This window comes from Gilliamella sp. Nev6-6 (assembly GCF_001690605.1).
In the GTDB taxonomy this organism is placed as follows: Bacteria; Pseudomonadota; Gammaproteobacteria; order Enterobacterales; family Orbaceae; genus Gilliamella; species Gilliamella apicola_C.
The window spans coordinates 12,654-36,722 of record NZ_LZHP01000090.1 but is presented as its reverse complement, the minus strand read 5'-3'; the positions used below and the strand labels follow the sequence as shown (position 1 = coordinate 36,722).

Here is a 24,069-nt window from a genome sequence, read left to right as displayed (position 1 = left end):
ATTCACAAATATCAAGTAAAATAAGCGAAATTATACTAATTTAGTAGTCTAGGAAGTCACTGTGGCAAGCGAATTACCGAAAAATCTGGTCGAAATTCATGACATGTCTTTTTATCGTGGAACGCGACCTATTTATAAAAATATGAGTTTGAATGTCCCTAAAGGCAAAGTGACAGCAATCATGGGACCTTCAGGAATTGGTAAAACCACACTACTACGGCTTATTGGGGGGCAATTAAAACCTCAGTCAGGACAAATTTTATTTGATGGTGAAGACATCCCTTGCATGTCTCGATCTAGACTTTATGAAGTCCGCAAACGTATGAGTATGTTATTTCAATCAGGTGCATTATTTACTGATTTATCTGTATTTGATAATGTGGCTTATCCGTTACGTGAACACCTTAACTTACCTGAGCCTGTGTTGCATAATTTAGTTTTAATGAAGCTACAAGCTGTTGGATTGCGTGGTGCTGCACATATGATGCCATCGGAATTATCTGGAGGAATGGCAAGGCGTGCAGCTTTGGCGCGTGCTATTGCACTTGATCCTGATTTAATTATGTTTGATGAACCTTTTGCTGGACAAGATCCTATATCAATGGGTGTTATAGTTAAACTTATCGCTGAAATTAACCAATCATTAGGATTAACCTGCATTGTTGTTAGCCACGATGTAAACGAAGTGCTCAGTATTGCTGATTACGCTTATATTGTTGCTGAACAACATATTATTGCCGGTGGCACATCACAACAATTACGTGATAATGACGATTTACGAGTTAAACAATTCCTTGATGGATTGGCAGATGGTCCTGTGCCTTTTCATTATCCTGCTGATGATTATAAATTAGACCTAAGCAGAGGTATAAAATAATGTTGAATTTATTAGCAAAATTAGGGCGATGTTTTATCAATATTATTTCGATGATTGGCCGTTCTGGCGTTATGCTTTTTGGTGCATTAATTGGTAAACCACAAATTAATAAACAATTTCCATTATTAGTCAAACAATTTTACTTTGTTGGCGTTCAATCACTAACGATTATTATGGTTTCTGGCCTTTTTATTGGCATGGTACTTGCCTTACAAGGCTACTTTATATTAACTACGTTTGGTGCCGAAGCAAGCCTTGGAATGATGGTCGCACTTGCCTTACTTCGTGAACTCGGCCCTGTTGTTGCAGGCTTGCTGTTTGCAGGCCGTGCGGGTTCAGCATTAACGGCTGAAATAGGTTTAATGAAAGCAACTGAACAGTTATCAAGCATGGAAATGATGGCGATTGATCCATTACGACGTATTATTGCTCCGCGTTTTTGGGCTGGTTTTTTTAGTATGCCGTTTTTAACAGCAATTTTTGTCACAGTCGGCATTTTAGGTGGTGCACTTGTTGGTGTTGATTGGAAAGGGATTGATTCAGGCTTTTTTTGGTCATCCATTCAAAGTAGTGTTAATTGGTGGCATGATTTGGGCAATTGTTTTGTAAAAAGCTTTGTATTTGCTATCGCTAGCACTTGGATTGCACTTTTTAATGGTTATGATTGTGTACCAACATCAGAAGGAATTAGCCGAGCAACAACGAACACCGTTGTTTATTCATCATTAATTATTTTGGGGTTAGATTTTATTTTAACCGCATTAATGTTTAGTCATTGAGGTCATTAAACATGAGTCGTAAAATTGAAATTACAGTAGGATTATTCATGGTGCTGGTCATTTGTTCAGTGCTATTTTTATGCTTTAGAGTCGCTGATCCAACATCATTTGCTAGCCATAATTCCTTTCGGGTTTATGCTGTATTTGATAACATTGGTGGGTTAAAAGCTCGATCGCCTATCAAGATCGGTGGTGTAGTGATTGGGCGAGTTAGTGATATTTCGTTAAGTTCACCAAATAACGATGAGTACAAGCCGTATGTAGCTATGGATATAGATACTCAGTATAACAAAATTCCAAGTTCAAGTTCTCTTGCAATTAAGACATCTGGAATACTTGGCGAACAGTATATTGATATCAATATAGGTGTTGATAGAGAAACGGAATTAAGTATTGACTCACTAGATGTTGATCCAGATATTTTGGCTAAGGCAGAAAAAAATAAAACTCCACCGTACTTAGTTGAAGGTTTTGTTGTGCACAACACAACGCCTGCAATTGTTTTAGAAGATCTTATTGGTAAATTTCTTTACAGCATAGGTGGTTCATCAGATAAAGACAAAGATGATAAAGATAAAAAACAAGATATAAATGAAAACTAAGGAGTTAACATGTTAAATAAATTTAAAACAACCCTTTTTTTAGCATTAGCTTTATTGTTTAGTGCTAATACATTCGCGGAAAATGATCCCTATAAAGAGATGCAAGTAGCCGCCGATAAAATTTTTACCACAATGAAGTCGCAATCATCGGTGATTAAATCAAATCCAAACAGACTTAAAGACATTGTTAGACAAGATTTATTACCTTATGTACAAGTAAAATACGCTGGTGCGTTAATTTTAGGGAACTACTACAAAAGTGCAAGCGAAGCGCAGCGAACAGCCTATTTTGATGCTTTTGAAAACTATTTAGTACAAACTTTTGCACAAGCGCTTTCAATGTATAATGGTCAACAATATCAAGTTGAGGCAGCAAAAGATTTAACGGGGAAAAATCTTATTTCTATTCGTGTACTCTTAATCCAACCAAACCAAGGTCAACCTTTACGCATTGATTTTCAATGGCGTAAAAACACTGTAACTGGCGAATGGAAAGCCTATGATTTAGTTGCCGAAGGTGTAAGCATGATCAGCACTAAACAAAATGAATGGTCATCAATTTTACGTCAAGGTGGTATTGATGCATTGACGAAACAATTAACCGAGCTTTCAAATCGCAAGATTGATCCAAATACGAAACCAAAAGGCTAGTTTAAAATGTCGCGAATCACAACAGAAAAACAACAAGATGTATTGTGTTTATTTGGTGAGCTAGATGTTCACTCATTAAACGATCTGTGGTCTACACAAAATACCATATTAAATGGTGTAAAACACATTGATGTAGGGCAACTTACTCGTGTTGATTCTTCAGGACTCGCGACTTTAGTTTATTTTTGCAATAAATATAACGTAGAGCTTAAAGGCATTAATCCTCAGTTACAAACATTATTGACGCTGTATGATCTACAACAGGTAATTAACAGCTAACACATTAGCTTTTATACAGAACGCCTAATCACCTGAAAGTTTTTTGACAAAAAATAATCCCCATAATTTATATTAGTGATGAGAATGAAGAATGGATAAACAAGAAATTATAGATAAATTAAAAAGTTCACTTGAGCTTGATGATGTACATGTGCTGACCGATGATGGTAGTCATTTTCAAGTTATTGCAGTAGGTGAATTATTTGCTGATTTAAATCGAGTAAAAAAACAACAAGCTATTTATGCCCCTTTGGCAGAATTTATTAATGATAACCGCATTCATGCACTTTCTATAAAAACCTATACTCCCACTGAGTGGCAACGTGAACGTAAGCTTATGGGATTATAAGTATTCCCTTGCATGAAATTCTCTTGAATTATTCACCTTTGCCATCATATTATGTTCTATTAATAGACAACACCATTTGTATAAAGGTATCTCAACATGACTAATCCATTACTAACAGATGTACCATTACCGCTTTTTTCTCAAATTAAACCTGAACATGTCTTACCTGCCATACAAGAGGCTCTAAAAAATTGTCGAAATACTATTGAAACCGTACTTAAACAAAATAGTAAATATACTTGGGATAATTTGATCCAGCCCATTGATGAAGTAGACGAAAAATTTAGTCGAGCTTGGTCTCCTGTTAGCCATCTTAATTCAGTTAAAAATAGCTCAGAATTACGTGAAGCCTATGAAGCTTGTCTACCCTTACTTTCTGAGTACGGTACATGGGTTGGGCAACATAAGCCTTTATATCAGGCCTATAAACAACTCAAAGAAAGCGAACAATACGCAACGTTAAGCAAAGCACAGAAAAAAGTTATTGATAATGCATTACGTGATTTTGAATTATCCGGAATTGGTTTACCTGATGATAAACAAAAACGCTACGGTGAAATTGTCGCAAAATTATCAGAATTATCATCAAAATATAGTAATAATGTACTAGATGCGACTATGGGTTGGTCAAAACTAATTACTGATATCAAAGAGCTGTCTGGCATGCCTGAAAGTGCGCTTGCAGCAGCACAAGAACAAGCTAAAATTAAAGGCAAAGAGGGGTGGTTGCTGACATTGGATATACCAAGTTATCTTCCTGTGATGACTTATTGTGATAATCGTGATTTACGGTTTGAGCTTTACCAAGCTTATAACACGCGTGCATCCGACCAAGGACCAAATGCGGGTAAATGGGATAATACAGAGATCATTAAGCAAATTCTGGACCTACGTTACGAGCTAGCACAATTATTAGGTTTCAAGACTTATGCAGACAAATCACTGGCAACAAAAATGGCTAAATCCACAACGCAAGTCATCGAGTTTTTAAGCGATTTAGCAACTAAGGCCAAGCCACAAGGTGAAAAAGAGCTAGCTGAACTAAAACGCTATGCGTATGAATTTTTTGGTGCCAGTGATATTAAACCATGGGATATTGCTTATTATAGTGAAAAGCAAAAACAGTATTTATATACTATTAATGATGAAGAGTTACGGCCTTATTTTCCGCAGCAACGAGTAATTAATGGTTTATTTGAAGTAGTACATCGTATTTTCGGTATTACAGCCAAAGAGCGAAAAGGCGTTGAAGTTTGGGATCCAGAAGTCAAATTTTATGATCTTTATGCTGCTAATGGCGAATTAAAAGGTAGCTTCTATCTTGATTTATATGCACGTGAACACAAGCGAGGTGGTGCTTGGATGGATGATTGTATTGGTCGCATGCGTTTTGCTGATGGTCATATACAAAAACCTGTTGCTTATTTAACTTGTAACTTCAATCGCCCAATTGGAGATAAACCAGCACTGTTTACTCATGACGAAGTCACCACATTATTCCATGAATTCGGTCACGGATTACACCATATGTTAACCGAAATTGATGTTTCATCAGTCGCTGGTATTAATGGCGTGCCGTGGGATGCTGTTGAGTTGCCAAGCCAATTTTTAGAAAACTGGTGCTGGCAACCTGAAGCGCTCGCATTTATATCCGGTCATTATCAAACAGGTGAACCATTACCCGCAGAAATGCTAGAAAAGATGCTAGAAGCTAAAAATTATCAAGCTGCGTTATTTATTTTACGGCAATTGGAATTCGGTCTTTTTGATTTTAAATTACATACGCAAAAAGATCTCGATATTTTAAACACATTAGCTGAAGTCAGAAAACAAGTTGCTGTTATTCCTACTGTTGAATGGGGACGCTTTCCTCATGCTTTTAGCCATATTTTTGCTGGGGGGTATGCGGCAGGTTATTATAGTTACTTATGGGCAGAAGTTTTATCTGCTGATGCATTTTCACGTTTTGAAGAAGAAGGTATCTTCAATGCGAAAACAGGTAATGCATTTCTTGACAATATATTGTCACAAGGCGGTAGCGATGAACCAATGATGCTATTTAAAAACTTCCGAGGTCGCGAACCTCAACTTGATGCGCTACTTCGTCACTATGGTATCAAGTAGTTCTAACTTAGCTCAGTTAACACAATTAGCTGAGCAATGGTTATTAGCCTATGCCGATCTTCCGTTTACGCTAGTTACCCAAAATAATCGACTTGAGTTACAAAAAACAGACGAACCAAAATTAGGCTCTATCTGTGTTAATTTTGTTTCTGGCGCGATGGCTCATCGTCGCCAATTTGGCGGTGGTCGTGGCGAGGCAATCGCTAAAGCAGTAGGTGTAAAAGGTGAGTATTTACCCTCAGTTATTGATGCAACTGCGGGACTTGGTCGTGATGCCTTTGTTTTAGCATCTATTGGTTGTCATGTCACTATGTTTGAGCGGCATCCTGTCGTTGCCGCATTATTAAGCGATGGTTTACAACGTGCCTACCAAGATCTCGATATAGGTCACTGGATTGAGCAACATTTACACTTAATTTATGATTCAAGCATTGAGGGATTGAGGGCTTACCCTGAAAAACCAGATGTTGTTTATCTTGATCCGATGTTTCCACATCGGCAAAAAAGTGCGCTTGTCAAAAAAGAGATGCGCATTTTTCAACAGCTAGTTGGTAGTGATAGTGATGCTGATAGTTTATTAGCACCAGCAAGGCAATTAGCCCGGAAACGAGTTGTGGTAAAACGACCTGATTATGCGCCATTTTTAGCTAACCAAAAGCCAACAGCTGAAATTAAAACTAAAAATCACCGTTTTGATATCTATACACCTTTAAAGTAATAGGGAATATTTTTAAATTATGCGATTAGATAAATTTCTTGCTCATCATTTAGGCGCCAGTCGTACTATTGTAAACAAAGAACTCAAAGCTAAAAAAGTGACTGTCGATGGTGAGATTATCAAAACAGGTGCGTATCAATTATCGCCAGATCAATTAGTTGAATATGATGGTTATCAAATTGAACAAGTGGCCAACCAACGCTATTTTATGCTCAATAAACCGCAAGGCTATGTTTGTTCGACCAATGATCCCGATCATCCAACAATTCTTTATTTTATTGATGAGCCGATGCCTGAAAAATTACATGCAGCAGGAAGGCTTGATCTTGATACTACTGGGCTTGTTTTGCTTACAGATGATGGTAAGTGGTCACACCGAATTACATCCCCTAAACATCATTGTGAAAAAATTTATGTAGTCACCGTTGAACAACCATTAAAAGTTGAGCTCATTGATATATTTAAAAAAGGCATTCAATTGAAAAGTGAAAAGTCACTCACTAAACCTGCAAAACTAACCATTATTGATGATTTTCATGCTGAATTAATCATTAGCGAAGGTCGCTATCATCAAGTAAAACGGATGTTTGCAGCGGTTAATAATCACGTAATTGCGTTGCATCGAAAACAAATCGGTAACGTGATCCTTGATATACCGGAGGGAGAATATCGGCCATTGACTCAAGATGAAATTCATTCTTTTAGCTAATATCAATTGTCGCAATGATAAGTCGTTAAGATGAGGCATTCTATTTATATTTATAGATACTTTAAAGCTAGCCACACCGCAAAAATTAAGCTTGTCCTTAATTAAATTTTATATAAAAGCCGTAAAAAGGAACGATTTGTGCAAAACCAAAACACACAGGTAGAAATAAAAATATCTAAAAAAGCGCTGATTTTTATCCTTGGTTTACTCTCTATGCTTATGCCATTATCTATAGATATGTATTTACCAAGTATGCCAACTATTGCGCACAACTTTAATGTAGCCGATACAGCTGTACAACTAACTATTAGCTGCTATTTACTAGGCTTCTCCGTTGGGCAACTTTTATTTGGGCCGCTTACTGATAGTTATGGGCGACGCAACGTTTTAATTTTTGGCCTAATTATGTTTATAGGCGCGGCATTAAGCTGTGCAATTGCTACTAATATTAATCAATTAATTACCGCTCGCTTTTTTCATGGTATTGCGGCTGCGGCAACCACAATAGTCATTAATGCGTTAATGAAAGATATTTATCGTGATCGTGATGAATTTTCTAAAATGATGTCCTTTGTCATGCTGATATCCAATGTTGCTCCATTACTGGCGCCGATTATCGGTGGATTTATTTTATATTGGTTTAATTGGCGAGCCAATTTTTACACTATCTGCTTAATTGCTCTCGCTTGCTTTGGTTTAGTTGTCACCAATATCCCTGAAACACTCGCAAAAGCCAAACGAGATCGGTTTAGCTTAGTTCGTATTTTAAGCAATTTTATTATGCTGTTTCGACACCGCCAAGCACTCACTTATATGATGATAGGCGCATTTTCAGGGGCGGGGTTATTCTCTTTTTTAAGCTTAGGTCCCTTTGTTTATATGAATTTACATGGCGTTGCATCCACTAATTTTGGTTATTACTTTGCACTCAATATTATTGTTATGATATTGATGAATACCGTAAATAGCCGTTTTGTTAAACGTGTTGGTTCGATTAAAATGATGCAGTTAGGGCTTTTTATCCAATTTACTATGGCAACAAGTCTTCTTGTTGTCAGTCTATTTAATCTAGGGTTTACCTGCCTAGTTATTTGTATTGCTGGTTATATTGGTTGTATGTCAACCATTGGAGGCAATAGCATGGCGATTATTTTAGATCTTCATCAGCATATTGCCGGTACAGCTTCTTCTTTAGCAGGTACAATTCGCTTTGCAGTGGCTGGCGCAATGGGTTTATCATTATCAATGTTAGCATCAACGCATTCGACTGTAAGAGAAACGGTAAATAACTCGACCGAATGGTTAATGGTTGGCTCTATGGTGTTATGTAATTTTCTTGCTGTTAGCTTATTTTTGTGTGCCAAAAACCAAAAAAGGAAAAATCATGATTTACCAATTAGGTGATTTACATCCGCAAATTCATCAACATTGTTTTATTGCAAAATCAGCTGAAATAATTGGTAATGTAACTTTAGAGCCAGGTGTTTCGATCTGGTTTAATACTGTTTTACGTGGCGATATCGCGCCTATTCATATTGGTCAAAATAGTAATGTGCAAGATAATTGCACTGTACATGTTGAAACAGGTACCCCTTGTATTGTTGGTGAAAATGTAACAATTGGTCACAATGTTATTCTTCATAGCTGTATTATTGAAGATAATGTATTAATTGGTATGGGAAGTACTATTTTAAATGATGCGAAAATAGCTAAAAATTGCATAGTGGGCGCTAACTCGTTAGTCACACGCACGCTTCCTTATAGTGAAGGTTGTTTAATTATCGGTTCACCAACAAAAATTATTCGTAAACTGACTGAAAACGAAATTGAAGGCAATATAAACAATGCAAAAAGTTACGTGCAAAATAGCAAACGATTTAGTGAAAATCTATTTCCTATAAATCGATAGTAACTACAATAAATGATGTTTTATATTTCATTCGCTCTGTGACATAGCGCAATTTATGGTAAAATGCCAGCAATTTTAATAGCGATAGTTTTTTAGGTACTTGTTTGAAAAAGCCCAAAATGACAAGAAAGCAAATTATTACTCAATTCATTTTACTTGCAATATTAGGTTTATCTGTTTGTTTATTTTTATCTCTGTTTACTTACGATCCCGCTGACCCTGGCTGGTCTCGTACTGCCTGGCACTATCCTATTAGCAATTTTGGCGGTTATCTTGGCGCATATGCCAGCGACATTTTTTTCCAATTTTTAGGGTTTATCGCTTATAGCATCCCTTTTATTACTATTTTTATTTGTTTACAACTCATAGTTCATTTTTATAAACATGCCAATGATCCCATTAATTATTTTAGTCTTTCATTTAGAATTATTGGTGTTTTGGCATTTATCTTCAGTTCGACGGGTTTTTTTGCTTTAAATATTCGTGATGCAGAACAATTTGAAGCAGGTGGTTATCTTGGGGCAATAGTCATTGAAAGCCTTCTACCCATTATAAATAACTTAACTTTATCATTAACTCTTCTTGGAACTTGCTTAGCCTGTATAACATTATTAACTGGATTTTCGTGGTTGAATCTAATGGAAAAATTAGGTGCTTTTGTCATGATTTTACTGTTACCTATTAGATGGTTAATCAAGGCTTGTACAACAAATAACATTGAACAGACTGCGTTAAAACAAGAAAAAAATATTATACGATCTGATGATGTAACAAAAGAACCTCAATTTACAATACCTTGTGATAACAAAGGTGATAACACCGAAATTATTTCACCAAGTTATTCTGTTAATAATGAAATACCTCAAGAGCAGGCATCAAATACTCTTATTTTTGCTGATGAAAATGAAAAGATTTTAATCAAAACGACCGAAGAATTAATTAAAACCAAAGATTCTTTGCAATTATCACAGGTAACAACACCCCAAGCCGTTGATAATCCACCTAGGAAAGAACTCGACCCAGAGGAAATTTTGTCTCGTCTTGAATCAATTATTCAAAACATAAATGGAGATAAAGCAACTCCAGATCAAGAACAGGCTTTATCTTCTTCAATGGCGCAAATAAAGCAGGTGATCCAAACGCAAAAATCTGAAGAAAAACTATCATTTGAACAATCAGATAAGTACACAATATCAGATGCACCAAGTAAACCTTTATTTACTTCGGTAGACAATAAACATGAAATTAAATTCAATAATGAAAAGGGTTCATTTGAACCCGCTCTAGATATTTCAATAATGAAAACCATTGAAACTGAGCAGCCATTGATGCAAGAGCCTGATGCTATTATAAACACAGCTACCATACAAGAGATAGCAGATGAAAAAACTGAAACGCAAACAGGCGTAAAATTAGAAGTAGAACAACTTGAATATGTTGATACTGAAGCATTAAAAAAAGCTAATCCAATCATTGATGATATTTATCCTGAAGAGATAGCTCAAGATGATCAAGATTATCATTCCTCAGAAAATGATGAGGCTAGTTTAATTCATCCATTATTGAGACGTAATGATAAACCATTGCCAAAACCAACTACGCCACTACCTTCGCTAAACTTATTAACAGCGCCTCCAACGGCAAGAATTGAGGTGGATCATGTGGCCTTAAACGCTATGTCAGAATTGATTGAAAAAAGTTTGTCTGATTACCGAGTAAAAGCCAAAGTTGTTGATTATATGCCTGGGCCTGTGATTACTCGTTTCGAAATTGAGCTTGCACCAGGCATTAAAGCTGCTAGGATTTCAACACTAGATCGTGACTTAGCACGATCATTATCCATGCCATCGGTTCGTGTAGTTGAAGTTATTCCGTGCAAACCGTATGTTGGCATTGAATTACCCAATAAGAATCGTCAAACAGTTTATTTTAGGGAAGTATTAGACAGTCCTCAATTCAAAGATGCTCAATCACCATTAACAATCGTATTAGGTAAAGATATCTCTGGGCAATCAGTGGTTGCTGATTTAGCTAAGATGCCGCACTTATTAGTTGCCGGTACTACTGGTTCGGGTAAATCAGTTGGTGTTAATGCAATGATTTTAAGTATTTTATATAAATCGCAACCTGAAGATGTGCGGTTTATTATGATCGATCCCAAAATGCTTGAGCTCTCTATTTATGAAGGAATACCACACTTATTAACTCAAGTCGTTACTGACATGAAAGACGCTACCAATGCACTTAATTGGTGTGTAAATGAAATGGAACGTCGTTATCGTCTAATGTCAGCGTTAGGAGTGCGAAATATTGCTGGTTACAATGAAAAAATTAAACAAGCTGATGAAATGGGTAGACCAATTCCTGATCCTCTTTGGAAGCCAACCGATAGTATGGATCTTAATATGCCAACACTCGATAAATTACCCTATATTGTCGTGATGGTTGATGAGTTTGCCGACCTTATCATGGCAGTGGGTAAAAAGGTAGAAGAGTTAATCGCAAGGCTTGCACAAAAAGCCAGAGCGGCGGGTATCCATCTTGTCTTAGCGACACAACGCCCGTCGGTTGATGTGATTACTGGTTTAATTAAAGCTAATATTCCTACACGTATTGCATTTACGGTATCAAGCAAGATCGACTCTCGAACGATCTTAGATCAAATGGGTGCGGAATCGCTGCTTGGTATGGGAGATATGCTTTATTTAGCCCCTAATAGCTCAATTCCAATACGAGTACATGGAGCCTTCGTCCGTGATGAAGAAGTTCATGCTGTAGTTCAAGACTGGAAGGCACGAGGTGCACCAAAATATATTGAAAATGTAACCGTTTCGAGTGGTGATAACGATGGCAATAATTCAGAGAGTATCGATGAAGAACTCGACCCTATTTTTGACCAAGTGGTCGAATTTGTTATCGAAACTCGCCGAGCCTCTATATCTAGCGTGCAACGAAAATTCAGAATTGGTTATAATCGAGCAGCAAGAATTGTTGAGCAAATGGAGATTGAAGGCATTATTAGTGCTCCAGCGCATAACGGTAATCGAGAAGTATTAGCAGTTAAAACCAGTGAATATTGATCTTTATTTAAGATGCTAATTTATTTTTATCAATGAATTAGCGCTTTCACAAAACACCATTATAACGTTATTGCTAGATTGTAGCTAAATAAATTGAGGATAATAACTATCGTGTGAATAAATAGTAAAAAATACTCAACTATCATATTGATAATATTAATTATTATTATCAAAAACTCGTATCATACTTCAAAAACACTTTAATAGGTACCGATCAATAATGAGTGATTATTCACAGCAAATCGCATTATTAGAATTAAAACTTAATAATGATCCTAATCGATGTTTACCTGCACAATTAGCAACCAAAGCATTAATAAAAGAAATTTGCTTATCGCCTAAACCTGGATTGGTTGATATGAATAATAGCGGTGCACATCGTGATATGGATTTTCAAACCTTTGTCCAAAGTATTAAAGCTATTTGTATTTGGTTTGAGCGTTTTTATAAGTACGGTAAAAATTCCGCCAACTATGATAATCAACATTTTTTAGCAGGCATTAGACCAATTGGCATTGAGTGTGAACAAGCCATGTTTCGAGCAACTAATCAAGTCAATACACATAAGGGTGGTATATTTGCCTTTGGGCTATTAATGGGGGCTATTGGCAAATTAGAACAACTAGGATTACCAGTCAACACGCAAAGTATTTGCGATGAGGTCTCAGCAATTTGCCAAGGTATTGTCCAAAGTGAGCTAAAGCAAAATATACAAGCAAATTCTGTAGGCGAGAGGTTATTTAAACGCCACAATCTGACTGGTGCAAGAGGGGAAGCTGAATCAGGCTACGCAATAGTTAGAAATATCTCTCTTCCGATTTTTCAAAAAATGCAAAACAGTGGCTATGATGAAGAAACTTGCTTGCTACAAGCCATGTTGTACTTGCTTGCTTTTAATCAAGATACTAATGTCGTTTCAAGAGGAGGATTAGATGGATTGTATTTTGTCCAGCAAGAGGCGAAAAATCTTATTGATCAAGGTGGTATTATTCATTCTGACGGTCGAAAAAAATTATATCAACTTGATACCGAATTCATTAAACGTAATTTAAGTCCTGGCGGTTCGGCGGATTTAATTGCTATTACTTGGTTTTTGTCTGAGTATAACAAATAAGATAAACCAATAAGAAATAACCTTTATTTATGGGTATTAAAATAAAGGTATTTAATATTGTACACAACTATTGAAGCTAACAACTATTTAAGTAAACAGCTATTTAAGCAATTTTGGGGCTTTGATATCAGCCCCAATTTACCTTATAAGATATTATGCAATTATTGGTTAATTACATAGCTTACCTTATGTGCTTCGGTTGGTAGCGGAACCTCCCATTTATTTAATAACCGCTGAATGGTTTTATTGGGCAAAGTCGTATCACGCGCAGCATTTCGGCGATATAACTCTTTTTCTGGTTGTTCAATATATACAATTTTCACGTTGGCATGATAAGCGTAGAGTAAATCGAGCGCTTTTTGTCGCATTTCTTGCGATAAATGGGTCGCATTCCAAATAAAAGGTTGTTTTACTCTTAACCACTGTTTTACCTTGGCTAAGACAAACTGTATAACCTGCCCTTCATTTTCGCCATGCTTCAGTTTTAGTTCAGATCTGGCATCATCATAAGACGCAACAGGCCATGTTGGATAATGTTTGCTTACCCAACTATTTTTACCTGAAGCAGGTAAACCTGCTAGCATAATTACTTCCGATCCTTTTTGGGGATATAACGCATAATCAGGTAAGACATTACTTCCCCGAAAATATTGAACCCGAGTATAATCATCCACAAATTGGCGAGGGTGATATAAACACCCTTCTTCAAGTGCCAACTGTTTAAATAGCTCAACTTCATCAAGTGCTCTTTTTTTATCGGCACAAATGCGACCTTGCATATCCGCTTTAGCTTGTAGACATAACATCCAAATAGGTAGCTGCCACGATAAATGATGAATTAAATATTCAGGTGTTCTATTTTTTCGCTCTTCATTTAAAGCAAAAAAAGGGACTTGATGTACGCTAATGATTCGGCAAATTTGCTCTCTTAAATCAAACGGTACGCCCATTCGCCATAATAATATGCGACTATAAATCTCACCTTTTTTTGAGTGCCGAGGTTGGGTAATTTTACCTGTGATTTTATCAATTATAGTCGTTTCAGGCTTAGCTATATCATGCAATAAGGCCGTCATAAATAACACAAATTGTTCATCTTCTGTTGCATTAGCAAATTCACTCTGCCCCAATAATGCTCGGATAACCATTTGAGTGTGAATCCATACATTCCCTTCGCCATGGTACATAGCATCTTGAGGTGTAGTTAACAAACGGTTTAATTCAGGAATACAGCTTAACCATGGGCTAAAATCATCCATTGCTATGGTGTGTGTTATTTGCTGTTTTAATGCTGGATAATTCATACCTTTCCTCCATTTATCAATCTGCTGTTCCAATTCACGGTTAATTGTGGTGTATAAAGTTCAACACCGTTGGCTAGTTGATTAGGAATAAAGGGTTGTTCAGAATGGTGTTGCCCTGCATCTAAAATCGCTTGCACAAAATCGTGTCTAACCCATTTAAGACGATCAACTGTTTGTTCTTCCGATTCGATTTTTAGATATAATCCTTCCATAAAATCAGAATTATCACATTGCTGCCATGCTTTGGTTAAATCAAGTTTTTCGCGAGTTATAATTTTTTCAAAACAAGTTCGCCAATTAGCTGTTTTAGCCAAAGATTCCTTAACCAAATTCAATAATTCACTTAATTTAGCTGGTGCCGATCCTGCAAATAAAACTGGCACCGATAAAACAGGACCATCTGCTAGTAATTGATGCCGTTTTATCGTAGATAAAAAACAGTTTTGTTGCCTATCCCAAATATCAAACTCGCAAAAATAATGAGGCAGTGCGTCATAAAAAATTGCATGTTTTTTATGTAGCCATTCACCATAAAGAATATAGCGATCTTCTAATCGTTCTAATAGCCAATATTCATGCACGCAAGCCCAGCGCCTTAATAGATTAAACTGGCGTTCTCGTGCCCCCCCCATTAAATAATGCCCTCTAGATTGCAGCAATAGTTCTCCGCTGGCTGAAAAGCTAATAGCACAATTAGCGCCGTCTAACTTTTCTTCAACAACGATATGTTGACCAACTAATTGATTATAAGGGCGTTGTCCATGGTCACTATCACCAAATTGTAAGCGAGAGCCTTCTAGGTGTGGTGTTCGTGGGTATTTAATTAATTCTAAATTTTGAATATAAGATTCCATTGTCATCACGTTTTCTCCAAAAAATAAGGGAAAACCGACAAGGCAAAAAATCTATAGATTGAATTGCAATAAAAGCGCTTAGGTAATACCTAGCAAAAGACAATATAATAGAGAATACCGTGTCGGCATTAAGATAAAGTGTTAACTACAGGCATTTTGCCACCTCACTAAAATTAAAATATAAGGTTAAAAAACGGCGCAATTATCAGCGGTTACAGACTAATTGTCAAGCGTCATTATAATAAATAGTTATGTACGCTAATAATAAACTAGAAAATTATTGTTAATAAACAAACTGTTTGTTACGATTTTTCACTTAAAATAGATATAAAGTAAATTTTAGTGAAATAAAAAATTCAATAAAATCAATGGTTTTTCTGAATGATTTTTGTTGTTAGCATTGTGCTATTGAAAAGCGCTTAGCTCGCTAGCTTTGCTGGTTCGAAACTAAGTTTTACGCTGTATTAGCTCTTCTTTGATTGTTTATTCTTAATCAATATTATTACAGAAATCCTCCCAATTTTATCAGAGATAGTTTGATCTACCGTAATTGAGCAGTTTCGGTTGTATAATACCTTATGCCTATTTTATCTCTCGGCAAAATTTGAGCGGATAACCAAAGGTTTTCCCAATAAAACATTGGGTAAAAAAACTTGAAAACTTTTGCAAAAAATACTTATCAAAAACTTTCAGGTAGTTTTGTATTTTCGCATAGCGGTTACCATAAAAAATCAATTAAAAAGAATAGAAAATTGCTTATTTAGGTGAATAATCAGCGCCAAAATAGTGAACACTTATTTTCGTTAATTCACCATTACTGATAATCTTTTTTATTCCCTCATTAATATCTTTAGTTAACTGTTCGCCTTTATTCCCTTTGCTGATTAATAAATAGCTGTATGGTAAGGCAATTCGATCGGCATCATCGTTACTTAATTCTATTGTTTTCAAGTTAAGATTATGTTCATTAATTAATTGTGATAGCATCACTTTATCGATTAATTGAAAATCATATTGCCCTGTTTCAACATGCTGTAGCACAGGCAATAAATCCGCTTCACTATAGGTAATTTTGACGGGGTTATTAGGGTACTGTTGATTATATAACTCTAATGCGGTTGCATAGTTAAGACCTGGATAAACTTCTGTCGATTTCCCATTAAGATCACTAAATTGTTTTATATCATTATTGTTTTTTGCCACCGCAATGGCGTATTGGTTTTGAAAAATAGGGGCAGAATAAAAATACTTTTCTTTCCGTTTTTCATTCATGGCGAAATTATTAGCGCCCACGTGATAACGTTGTGAGTCAAGCCCAGCTAAAATTGATGGAAATTCAGTAATTTCAAAACGAACCTCATATTGCGGTAACTGTGCAAATATTGCTTTTGCAACATCAATGTCATATCCCATTAACTCGCCTTGTCCATCTACTGTAGAAAAAGGACTAGGTGACCCTGACGTTGCAATAACAATTTTTTCTTTCCCTGTAGTTTGAGTACCTATAGTTTTAGTGCCTTTATTTTGATTGTCGCAACTCGTTAAAAACAAAGCACCTAATATTAGAAAAAAATACCATTTTTTGCCGTTCATAATGCAATACCTCCCTTTGGTTTGGATCAATGTTTCGCTTATTTTGAGTGGTTTTTTAACTATATTTTAAATAAACCCCATATTCTTCATTTCAGTTAGGTGCTCGGGTTGATAACGAGCCATGCCCGTTTTCATTAAATCAAAACCTAAATTTTTATAAAACTCGACAGTTTGTGGGTGAGTATAAAGGATGATATTACAGTGTTGTACTCGCTCAACGAGTTTATCAACAATCAGCCTTCCATATTGTTGCCCATGGAGGCGTTTTACCAATGCAATGTTATATATTGCAGCTTGGCAAATACCATCAGATAATGCACGCCCTACGCCAACAACTCGATCTTTTTCCAGTAAAAATACCACAGCATAACTATTTCGAAACACCTGTTCTTGTGTCTTTGCGTCAAATGAGCTTAATCCATAAAAAGTCAGCAAATCAGCAACATCTTGCCAATTAATATCTTCACAATGTTGTTGAATAACAATTTTCATTCATGCTCCATTTATTAAATTTCGTAATCAATTTGCCCTGTTGAATAATATCTCGCTAAAAAATCTTTTGTTCTTTGTTGCGTCGGATTTGCAAATATCTGCTGTGGTGAACCATCTTCAATGATTTTGCCTTTATCTAAAAATAGCACTCTAGTTGCAATATCATGCACAAAACTCATTTCATGAGAAACTAAAATCATAGTAACTCCTGATTTAGCAGCTATTTTTATTGTTGCTAATACTTCACCCACTAACTCGGGATCAAGCGCTGAGGTTGGCTCATCAAGTAATAAGACTTTGGGCTCCATAGCTAATGCTCGAGCAATGGCAACTCGTTGCTGTTGCCCACCAGATAATTGTTTGGGATAGTGATAGATTCGTTCGCCGAGTCCTACTTGCACTAGTTTTTCGTGTGCTATCTGTTGTGCTTTATCCTTTGAGTATTTTTTGACAACAATTAGCCCTTCCATCACATTTTCTAAGGCATTTTTTTGTTGAAATAGATTGAATTGTTGAAATACCATTGCCGATTGTTGGCGAAATGTAACAATTTCATGTCTTTTTATACAACTCACATCAAGTTGAAAATTATCAATGCGAATCTTACCTTGCTTTGGCTTTTCTAATAAATTTAAACATCTCAAAAGCGTTGACTTACCCGCACCAGAAGCCCCAATAATCGCCACAATTTCAGCGGGGTGAATATGAAAGTTAAGGTGATTTAATATAAGATTATGATGAAAAGACAAGGTTAAATTTTGCACATTAATCATAATAATTTTCCTCGGCGATAACTTGGGGTGCTAGCACAATCAGAAATGGTTAAGCGCTTTTCCAAATATTTGACAATTAGTTCAATGATAATGGCTAAGACCCAATAAATTAATGCCAATGAAATATAAACTTCAAAATAACGGTAACTATGTCCTGCTAAGGTTTTGCCTCTGCCAGTCATTTCTGTGACTGAGCAGACAAACGCTAACGATGTGCCTTTTAGCAAACCAATCATTGCGTTACCTAAATTGGGTAATGCCACAATAAAAGCTTCAGGAATGACAATTCGACGTAACAACTGACTATAGGTCATGCCTAATGATTGTGCTGCTTCAATCTGTCCTTTATTAACAGAGTGCAATGCCGCACGTATTGTTTCTGAATTATAAGCCGCCTCGTTGAAAGAAAATGCAATTAATACAAAAAGCATTGGGGGTATGCCATTGATATTATAATCAGTGCCATAAAAATAATTGATATAACGTAATAGAATGGGGATGCCATAAAAACTTAAATAGAGTTGCACCAATAATGGCGTGCCTCTGATAAAAGAGACAAAAACCGTCGCTATCGGTGATAATATTGGTATTTTATTCATTTTGGCGATAGCAATCATTAACCCTAAAATGATGCCAAGTAGCATCGAGAAAAAGGTAATAAAAAGTGTTACAGGCAAGTAAGCAAGTAACGTTGGAATTTGGGTAAAAATCAATCCGACATCCAATATATTTGGCATTATAATTATCCCATTAAAATTATTGACTTGAACTAATCTGTTTGTCCCTGTTGTGTGGAGTATGCCAATTATTGACATCAGGCCCCAAAGGCAAAATGTCATAGGGATTATGCGCGCTATCTCCTAAAAAGTAGCCTTTTTTGATTGCCTGAAAATCCGTTGTTTCGCCAAAAGCAGGTATTTGATAAAGATCTCGAGCATAGGCCCATAAGTTAGGATAGTCGATAATCCGATTACGATTGGTTTTAAAAGCGCAATAGTAGGCAACATCAAATCGAGCCAAAGTAACATAAAGGCGAATATCAGAATCCGTAATTTGATCACCAAATAGATAACGTGATTGACTCAAACGCTGTTCTAATTTATCTAATTGATTAAAGATAAGATGATATGCATCTTCATAGGCTTTTTGCGTGCGTGCAAAACCCGCTTTATACACACCATTATTCACTTCATGGAATATTACATCATTTAGTGCGTCAATATCAGCACGTAATTTTTCAGGATAAAGGTCTGGAGCGCCAGTTTTATGAAAAGATTTAAATGCTGTTTCCCAATAATAAGTAAGCTTAAAATAATCATTATTGACAACTTTGCCTGTCTTAATATCAACCACCGTTGGCACTGTTGCTCTTCCTTCATATAGTGGATCGGTTGAAGCATAGATTTCAGGTAAATAGCGGATACCAAGCACAGGATCAACACCGCCAGCATCCAGTGAAAATTCCCAGCCCTTATTAGTTCTAATTGGGTTTACTTTACCTACACTGATGACATTGTCTAATCCCAATAATTTGATAGCAATCATTGAGCGATGTGCCCAAGGGCATATCGCTGCCCAAATTAAACGGTAACGACCAGCTTCAACAGGTAACTGTCCGGGTTTATCGCCAAATGGTGTGTCAAAGCGGTTTGCTTGGCGAACAAATGCCCCATTTTTGTCAATCTCATTATTTTCATTAGTAGCAATTTTTTCTATAGCTAAAGACATATGCTTACCTCTTATTATTTGGTACTGCAAAATGCAACTATCTGACAACTTAGTTCAATCTAACATCAAATATTTCGCAGATAAAATAACAAATAAGCATATTTATATAATTATCAATTATATAGAAAATAAGTTACAGTATAAAAATTGTCTTAATTAGGTTAACTATTTCCCTAAACGTTTATATAGCCTTTCTGGGCGACCAATTTTGCCGTGATTAAGCTCGACCGTTAATAATTTTATTTGAACACAATACTCTAAGTATCGTCTGGCAGTTGTTTTACTAATATTGGCTTTTTCAACTATTTCATCAACGGTTAGTACGTTATCGGTCTGCATAAAAATGTCTTTCACTTTCTGTAAAGTGATTTCTTCAATACCTTTTGAGTGTCGATTCATGTTCACAAAGTCTTTTGTTTGTAAATTGAAAAGCTCATCAATTTTTCGTTGGTTGACATGTTTTTGTAGGCTTTGTCGATACAAAAAGAGTTCAAAACGTTCAAGTGAATGTTTTAAACGTTGGTAAGAAACTGGCTTAATCAAATAGTCAAAAGCACCGTAACGAATGGCTTTACTACACGTTTCCATATCACTTGCTGCTGTAATAAAAATTACATAACAATCTAAATGATTATTAATAATATATTCAAATAATTCAATTCCTTTGCCATCAGGCAAATAATTATCCAGTAAAATCAATGTTGGTTTGAGTCTTTCAACCATGATTTTAGCTTCTTCTAGATTGGAAGCAATACCTATGACTTTAACTCTTGTATCTTTTTGAATAAATTCTGCATTTAACTCAGCTAGTATTGGCTCATCTTCGATGATAAGCACTTTAATGACATCTTCTTGAAACTCGTTCATATAATTACCTTTTATTATTTAGGGATAAATACAGAAAAAATGGTTCCATAGGGAATATTATCTTCAAACGTAATATAACCATTGGCTTTTTTTATGTAAGTTGAAACAAGGTGTAAACCAATACCATGTTCTTTACCCTCTTGTGATGTGACGCCTGGTTCAAAAATTGAATTACGAATACTTTTATCAACACCACAACCTTGATCAGTCACTTCTAATACAATTTCGTCTGTTGCATCACTAAGATATAAATAAATTGTTTTATCTCCAGGATCATTTTTCAAACTCGCATTAAAAGCATTATCAAGCAAGTTACCTAAAATTGACATAAATTCTGTTTCAGCCATAAGTAAGGGTAATTCACTTAATTGGCATGCAGGATCAAATATTAAATTTAAGCCTAGCTCATGCGCTTTTGAATATTTACCGATTAATAAACCACATACAGCTGGAACCTTAAAATGCTCCGTAATAAAATCTAGATTGCTTTGATTATCTGCAGAATGTAATGCAATAAAAGATTGAGCTTCTTCATACCGTTTCATATAAATTAAACCAGATAATGTTGCCAACCAATTAAGATGCTCATGCCTTAATGCACGTAAATTATCAACATACTGGTTCACTTGTGTTAATTGCATACTTAATATATTAATATCGTCAAAGTTACGGAAAGTAATAACCCAACCTTGAATTTTATCATCGATCACCACGCGAACTTTGTTTGCAATCACGATAATATTATTGAAATAACAAATATGATCGTGTATGTCTTCTGTTTGACTTTCATTTCTAAAAATAAAATCGGTTGATTGAATAAACTCGCTTAAATTATGTTTATGTAGCTCATCATCACTTATTTTAATATTCAACATAGTGCGAGCTGATTGATTAATATTGATAATGTTATAACTCAGATCGATTGCAATAACACCTTCAAAAATAGATTCCATAATCGATTTTTGGCTTTTTACCAGTAATGCAATTGCTTTAGGCTCTAAATTAAACATCTGTTGTTTTATTGCTTTTGAAAAAAAATAAGAAAAAATAAATAACGCTAAAAACAATAATGAACAACAAATAATAAATGGTATAACTTGTTGTATATGCAGTGCATTAATATCATCAATCATATAACCGACTGAAACAATACCTATAATTTTACCGTTATCAACGATCGGCGCTTTACCTCTTAATGCTAAACCAAGAGAACCCTCACTAATTGTAATGCTACTATTACCACTAAGAACCTCTTTGTTATCGCCACCAATCATAGGCGAGTGTAAAGGGCTATTAGCCGTATGGAATAGACGATTAGCTTTTGCATCACCAATAACAATATAGCTAGCATCACTTTGTTCAAATATATCTACGATGAGGTCGGCTATTTTTGATGTATCTTTATCTTTGACATATTGGATTAAACTTGGTAAAACAGATAGCTCTTTTGCTTGGATTTGAGCTTTTTCGCCTAGGCTACGATATAAATTAGTTTCTATCGTATTCCAAATATAGCTCTGTAATAACGCAAGCACAATCAACGAAAAAAACAGCAGCGATAAAAAAAGCTTTGTTGTAAACGATAACTGAATTTTTTTTCGCATTTTACATTTACTTCTCAAATTAAATTAACATAATTCTAACATAGCATTAAAAAACATATAGCCGTTAAAACCATAAAAACCACAGTTAATTTATGATTTACATCACAAAAATTTTATTAATTTTTTGTAAAGATATGCTTATTGAATTTGAATAAGTAAAATCATTTTGGAGAAAAAAATAAATGGCGGATTTCAAGTCACTTGAAAATAAACGTAATCAAAAAGAATCAACGAGTAAGCCCTTTGAAGAAAGGCTAACAGGTTGGCCATATAATTGGTGGCGCCTAATGGACAACTATAAAATTGGTGTCATTCCATTACCATTATTTATTATTGCCGGCATCCTTATCTTTAGTGAAGTATTAGTAACGGGTAAATTGCCTAGTGAAATTGTTGTCATGGTAGTGACTTGTGCTTTTTTTGGTTTTTTATGTGGTGAAATCGGTAAACGTTTACCTATCATTGGGAAAATGGGTGCTGCCGCAATTTGTGCAACCTTTATTCCATCAGCATTAGTTTATTATGGTATTCTTCCTAAACCAGTTGTTGAAGCTACAACAAAATTCTATAAAGATACGCATATTCTGTATTTATATATTTGTTGTATCATTGTGGGCAGCATTATGAATATGGATAAGAAAACCCTTATTCAAGGCTTCTTAAAAATCTTCGGTCCAATGGTTTGTGGTGAAATTGTTGGTATGATTGTTGGTGTTGGTGTTGGTTATTTACTTGGTTTAACGCCATTTGAAACATTCTTCTTCTTAGTATTACCTATTATGGCTGGTGGTGTTGGTGAGGGGGCGATCCCACTTTCAATTGGATATGCATCAATTTTAGGTATGGAGCAAGGTGAAGCACTTGGGCGCGTATTACCAATTGTTATGTTAGGTGGTTTAACGGGTATTATCTGTGGTGGCATTTTAAATCGCATCGGTAAAGTTTATCCACACTTAACAGGTAACGGTCGATTATTGCCTGCATCTGCAGATGATGAAGTTATGGATAAAAAAGCTGCTAAAACTGAATCTATTATTGATGTAACAACCTTTGCTTCAGGTGTATTGTTAGCCGCTATTCTTTATATGGTTGGTATGATTGGGCATAAAGTAACGGGTATTCCAGCACCAGTAGGAATGTTATTTGCTGCAGTTTTTGTTAAACTAATTTCTGGTGTTTCGCCTAAAGTATTAAGTGGTTCACAAGTTGTTTACAAATTTTTCCAAACCTCAGTTACCTATCCAATTTTATTTGCGGTAGGTGTGGCAATTACACCATGGGATAAAATTGTTGCAGCTTTCACTATTACAAACTTAATTGTTATTGTTTGTACTGTAGTTAGCCTAGTTACCACTGGTTTCTTTGTTGCTAAAAAACTTGGTATGTACCCAGTTGATGCAGCAGTTATCTCATGTTGCCAAAGTGGTCAAGGTGGAACAGGTGATGTGGCAATCTTAACAGCTGCAGAACGTATGGAACTTATGCCATTTGCACAAATTGCAACTCGTATTGGTGGTGCAATCAATGTATCTGTATCATTACTCATTCTCGGCAATTTCTTAGTATAGAATTTACATATTAACGAACAGCCTTGGTTTATACTAAGGTTGTTTATTTTTATTTCATATTTACTATCAACACCAACAGCTTTTAAGGAGTTTTC

22 protein-coding genes and 1 pseudogene are annotated in these 24,069 nt (G+C 35.5%); 14 read left to right on the top strand and 9 right to left on the bottom strand.

What is annotated here, in order from left to right; genetic code table 11:
* The first annotated feature begins 61 nt into the window (after window positions 1–61).
* The 13 genes from mlaF (at window position 62) to citG (ending at window position 13,191) form a co-directional block, all read left to right on the top strand.
* A complete protein-coding gene (gene mlaF / locus A9G42_RS10615; RefSeq protein WP_218057063.1) occupies window positions 62–877 on the top strand; it encodes a phospholipid ABC transporter ATP-binding protein MlaF in 816 nt (271 codons plus the stop codon).
* The gene (mlaE, locus tag A9G42_RS10610) at window positions 877–1,656 is read left to right on the top strand and encodes a lipid asymmetry maintenance ABC transporter permease subunit MlaE (protein WP_143426157.1); all 780 of its coding nucleotides are present in this window, start codon (window positions 877–879) and stop codon (window positions 1,654–1,656) included. Before mlaF ends, mlaE begins: the two co-directional genes overlap by 1 nt.
* A gap of 11 nt (window positions 1,657–1,667) precedes the next feature.
* The gene (mlaD, locus tag A9G42_RS10605) at window positions 1,668–2,258 is read left to right on the top strand and encodes an outer membrane lipid asymmetry maintenance protein MlaD (protein WP_065567662.1); all 591 of its coding nucleotides are present in this window, start codon (window positions 1,668–1,670) and stop codon (window positions 2,256–2,258) included.
* Between the two features lie 9 nt (window positions 2,259–2,267).
* Window positions 2,268–2,909: a phospholipid-binding protein MlaC gene (gene mlaC, locus A9G42_RS10600; protein WP_065567661.1), complete on the top strand. Its 642-nt coding sequence runs from the start codon at window positions 2,268–2,270 to the stop codon at window positions 2,907–2,909.
* A gap of 6 nt (window positions 2,910–2,915) precedes the next feature.
* On the top strand, window positions 2,916–3,188 hold the full coding sequence (locus A9G42_RS10595) for an STAS domain-containing protein (protein WP_065642815.1): 273 nt from the start codon (window positions 2,916–2,918) through the stop codon (window positions 3,186–3,188).
* 91 nt (window positions 3,189–3,279) lie between these two features.
* The gene (locus A9G42_RS10590; protein ID WP_065567659.1) at window positions 3,280–3,537 is read left to right on the top strand and encodes a BolA family protein; all 258 of its coding nucleotides are present in this window, start codon (window positions 3,280–3,282) and stop codon (window positions 3,535–3,537) included.
* Between the two features lie 96 nt (window positions 3,538–3,633).
* Window positions 3,634–5,661 carry an oligopeptidase A gene (prlC, locus tag A9G42_RS10585; protein ID WP_065653405.1) on the top strand — a complete coding sequence of 676 codons (2,028 nt, stop codon included), beginning with the start codon at window positions 3,634–3,636 and terminating at the stop codon, window positions 5,659–5,661.
* Entirely contained in the window at window positions 5,648–6,379 is a 732-nt protein-coding gene (locus A9G42_RS10580; RefSeq protein WP_218837807.1) for a class I SAM-dependent methyltransferase, read from the top strand. Before prlC ends, A9G42_RS10580 begins: the two co-directional genes overlap by 14 nt.
* A 19-nt stretch (window positions 6,380–6,398) precedes the next feature.
* Window positions 6,399–7,088 (top strand): 16S rRNA pseudouridine(516) synthase RsuA, encoded by a 690-nt coding sequence (gene rsuA / locus A9G42_RS10575; protein ID WP_065653403.1) that lies wholly within the window; start codon window positions 6,399–6,401, stop codon window positions 7,086–7,088.
* Between the two features lie 138 nt (window positions 7,089–7,226).
* Window positions 7,227–8,492 (top strand): Bcr/CflA family multidrug efflux MFS transporter, encoded by a 1,266-nt coding sequence (locus A9G42_RS10570; RefSeq protein WP_065579576.1) that lies wholly within the window; start codon window positions 7,227–7,229, stop codon window positions 8,490–8,492.
* Window positions 8,473–8,997 (top strand): gamma carbonic anhydrase family protein, encoded by a 525-nt coding sequence (locus A9G42_RS10565; RefSeq protein ID WP_065653402.1) that lies wholly within the window; start codon window positions 8,473–8,475, stop codon window positions 8,995–8,997. The genes A9G42_RS10570 and A9G42_RS10565 overlap by 20 nt, the downstream gene beginning before the upstream one ends.
* Before the next feature lie 119 nt (window positions 8,998–9,116).
* The gene (locus A9G42_RS14865; protein WP_082212154.1) at window positions 9,117–12,077 is read left to right on the top strand and encodes a DNA translocase FtsK 4TM domain-containing protein; all 2,961 of its coding nucleotides are present in this window, start codon (window positions 9,117–9,119) and stop codon (window positions 12,075–12,077) included.
* Between the two features lie 220 nt (window positions 12,078–12,297).
* On the top strand, window positions 12,298–13,191 hold the full coding sequence (gene citG / locus A9G42_RS10555; protein WP_065567652.1) for a triphosphoribosyl-dephospho-CoA synthase CitG: 894 nt from the start codon (window positions 12,298–12,300) through the stop codon (window positions 13,189–13,191).
* Between the two features lie 161 nt (window positions 13,192–13,352).
* Here the strand turns inward: citG and A9G42_RS10550 are convergent, their stop codons facing one another.
* The 9 genes from A9G42_RS10550 to A9G42_RS10510 all read right to left on the bottom strand — a co-directional run bounded on the left by A9G42_RS10550 (window position 13,353) and on the right by A9G42_RS10510 (window position 22,406).
* Window positions 13,353–14,495: an AAA family ATPase gene (locus tag A9G42_RS10550; protein ID WP_065567651.1), complete on the bottom strand. Its 1,143-nt coding sequence runs from the start codon at window positions 14,493–14,495 to the stop codon at window positions 13,353–13,355.
* Entirely contained in the window at window positions 14,492–15,355 is an 864-nt protein-coding gene (locus A9G42_RS10545; RefSeq protein ID WP_179854648.1) for an RNA ligase family protein, read from the bottom strand. The genes A9G42_RS10550 and A9G42_RS10545 overlap by 4 nt, the downstream gene beginning before the upstream one ends.
* A 750-nt stretch (window positions 15,356–16,105) precedes the next feature.
* Window positions 16,106–16,942: a transporter substrate-binding domain-containing protein gene (locus A9G42_RS10540; protein WP_065580659.1), complete on the bottom strand. Its 837-nt coding sequence runs from the start codon at window positions 16,940–16,942 to the stop codon at window positions 16,106–16,108.
* Between the two features lie 66 nt (window positions 16,943–17,008).
* Window positions 17,009–17,434 (bottom strand): GNAT family N-acetyltransferase, encoded by a 426-nt coding sequence (locus A9G42_RS10535; RefSeq protein ID WP_065567649.1) that lies wholly within the window; start codon window positions 17,432–17,434, stop codon window positions 17,009–17,011.
* A gap of 14 nt (window positions 17,435–17,448) precedes the next feature.
* On the bottom strand, window positions 17,449–18,207 hold the full coding sequence (locus tag A9G42_RS10530; protein WP_065653400.1) for an amino acid ABC transporter ATP-binding protein: 759 nt from the start codon (window positions 18,205–18,207) through the stop codon (window positions 17,449–17,451).
* Window positions 18,204–18,944, bottom strand: coding sequence for an amino acid ABC transporter permease (locus tag A9G42_RS10525; RefSeq protein ID WP_065653399.1), 741 nt, complete (start codon window positions 18,942–18,944; stop codon window positions 18,204–18,206). The genes A9G42_RS10530 and A9G42_RS10525 overlap by 4 nt, the downstream gene beginning before the upstream one ends.
* A gap of 19 nt (window positions 18,945–18,963) precedes the next feature.
* The gene (locus A9G42_RS10520; RefSeq protein ID WP_065653398.1) at window positions 18,964–19,935 is read right to left on the bottom strand and encodes a glutathione S-transferase family protein; all 972 of its coding nucleotides are present in this window, start codon (window positions 19,933–19,935) and stop codon (window positions 18,964–18,966) included.
* A gap of 165 nt (window positions 19,936–20,100) precedes the next feature.
* Window positions 20,101–20,802, bottom strand: a complete 702-nt coding sequence (locus A9G42_RS10515) for a response regulator (protein ID WP_065582405.1) — start codon at window positions 20,800–20,802, stop codon at window positions 20,101–20,103.
* A 14-nt stretch (window positions 20,803–20,816) separates the two neighbouring features.
* Window positions 20,817–22,406 carry an ATP-binding protein gene (locus A9G42_RS10510; RefSeq protein ID WP_065653397.1) on the bottom strand — a complete coding sequence of 530 codons (1,590 nt, stop codon included), beginning with the start codon at window positions 22,404–22,406 and terminating at the stop codon, window positions 20,817–20,819.
* A 275-nt stretch (window positions 22,407–22,681) separates the two neighbouring features.
* Between A9G42_RS10510 and A9G42_RS10505 the strand changes: the two are divergent.
* Window positions 22,682–23,974, top strand: a pseudogene (locus A9G42_RS10505) (2-hydroxycarboxylate transporter family protein); the annotation flags it as partial.
* Window positions 23,975–24,069 lie beyond the last annotated feature (95 nt).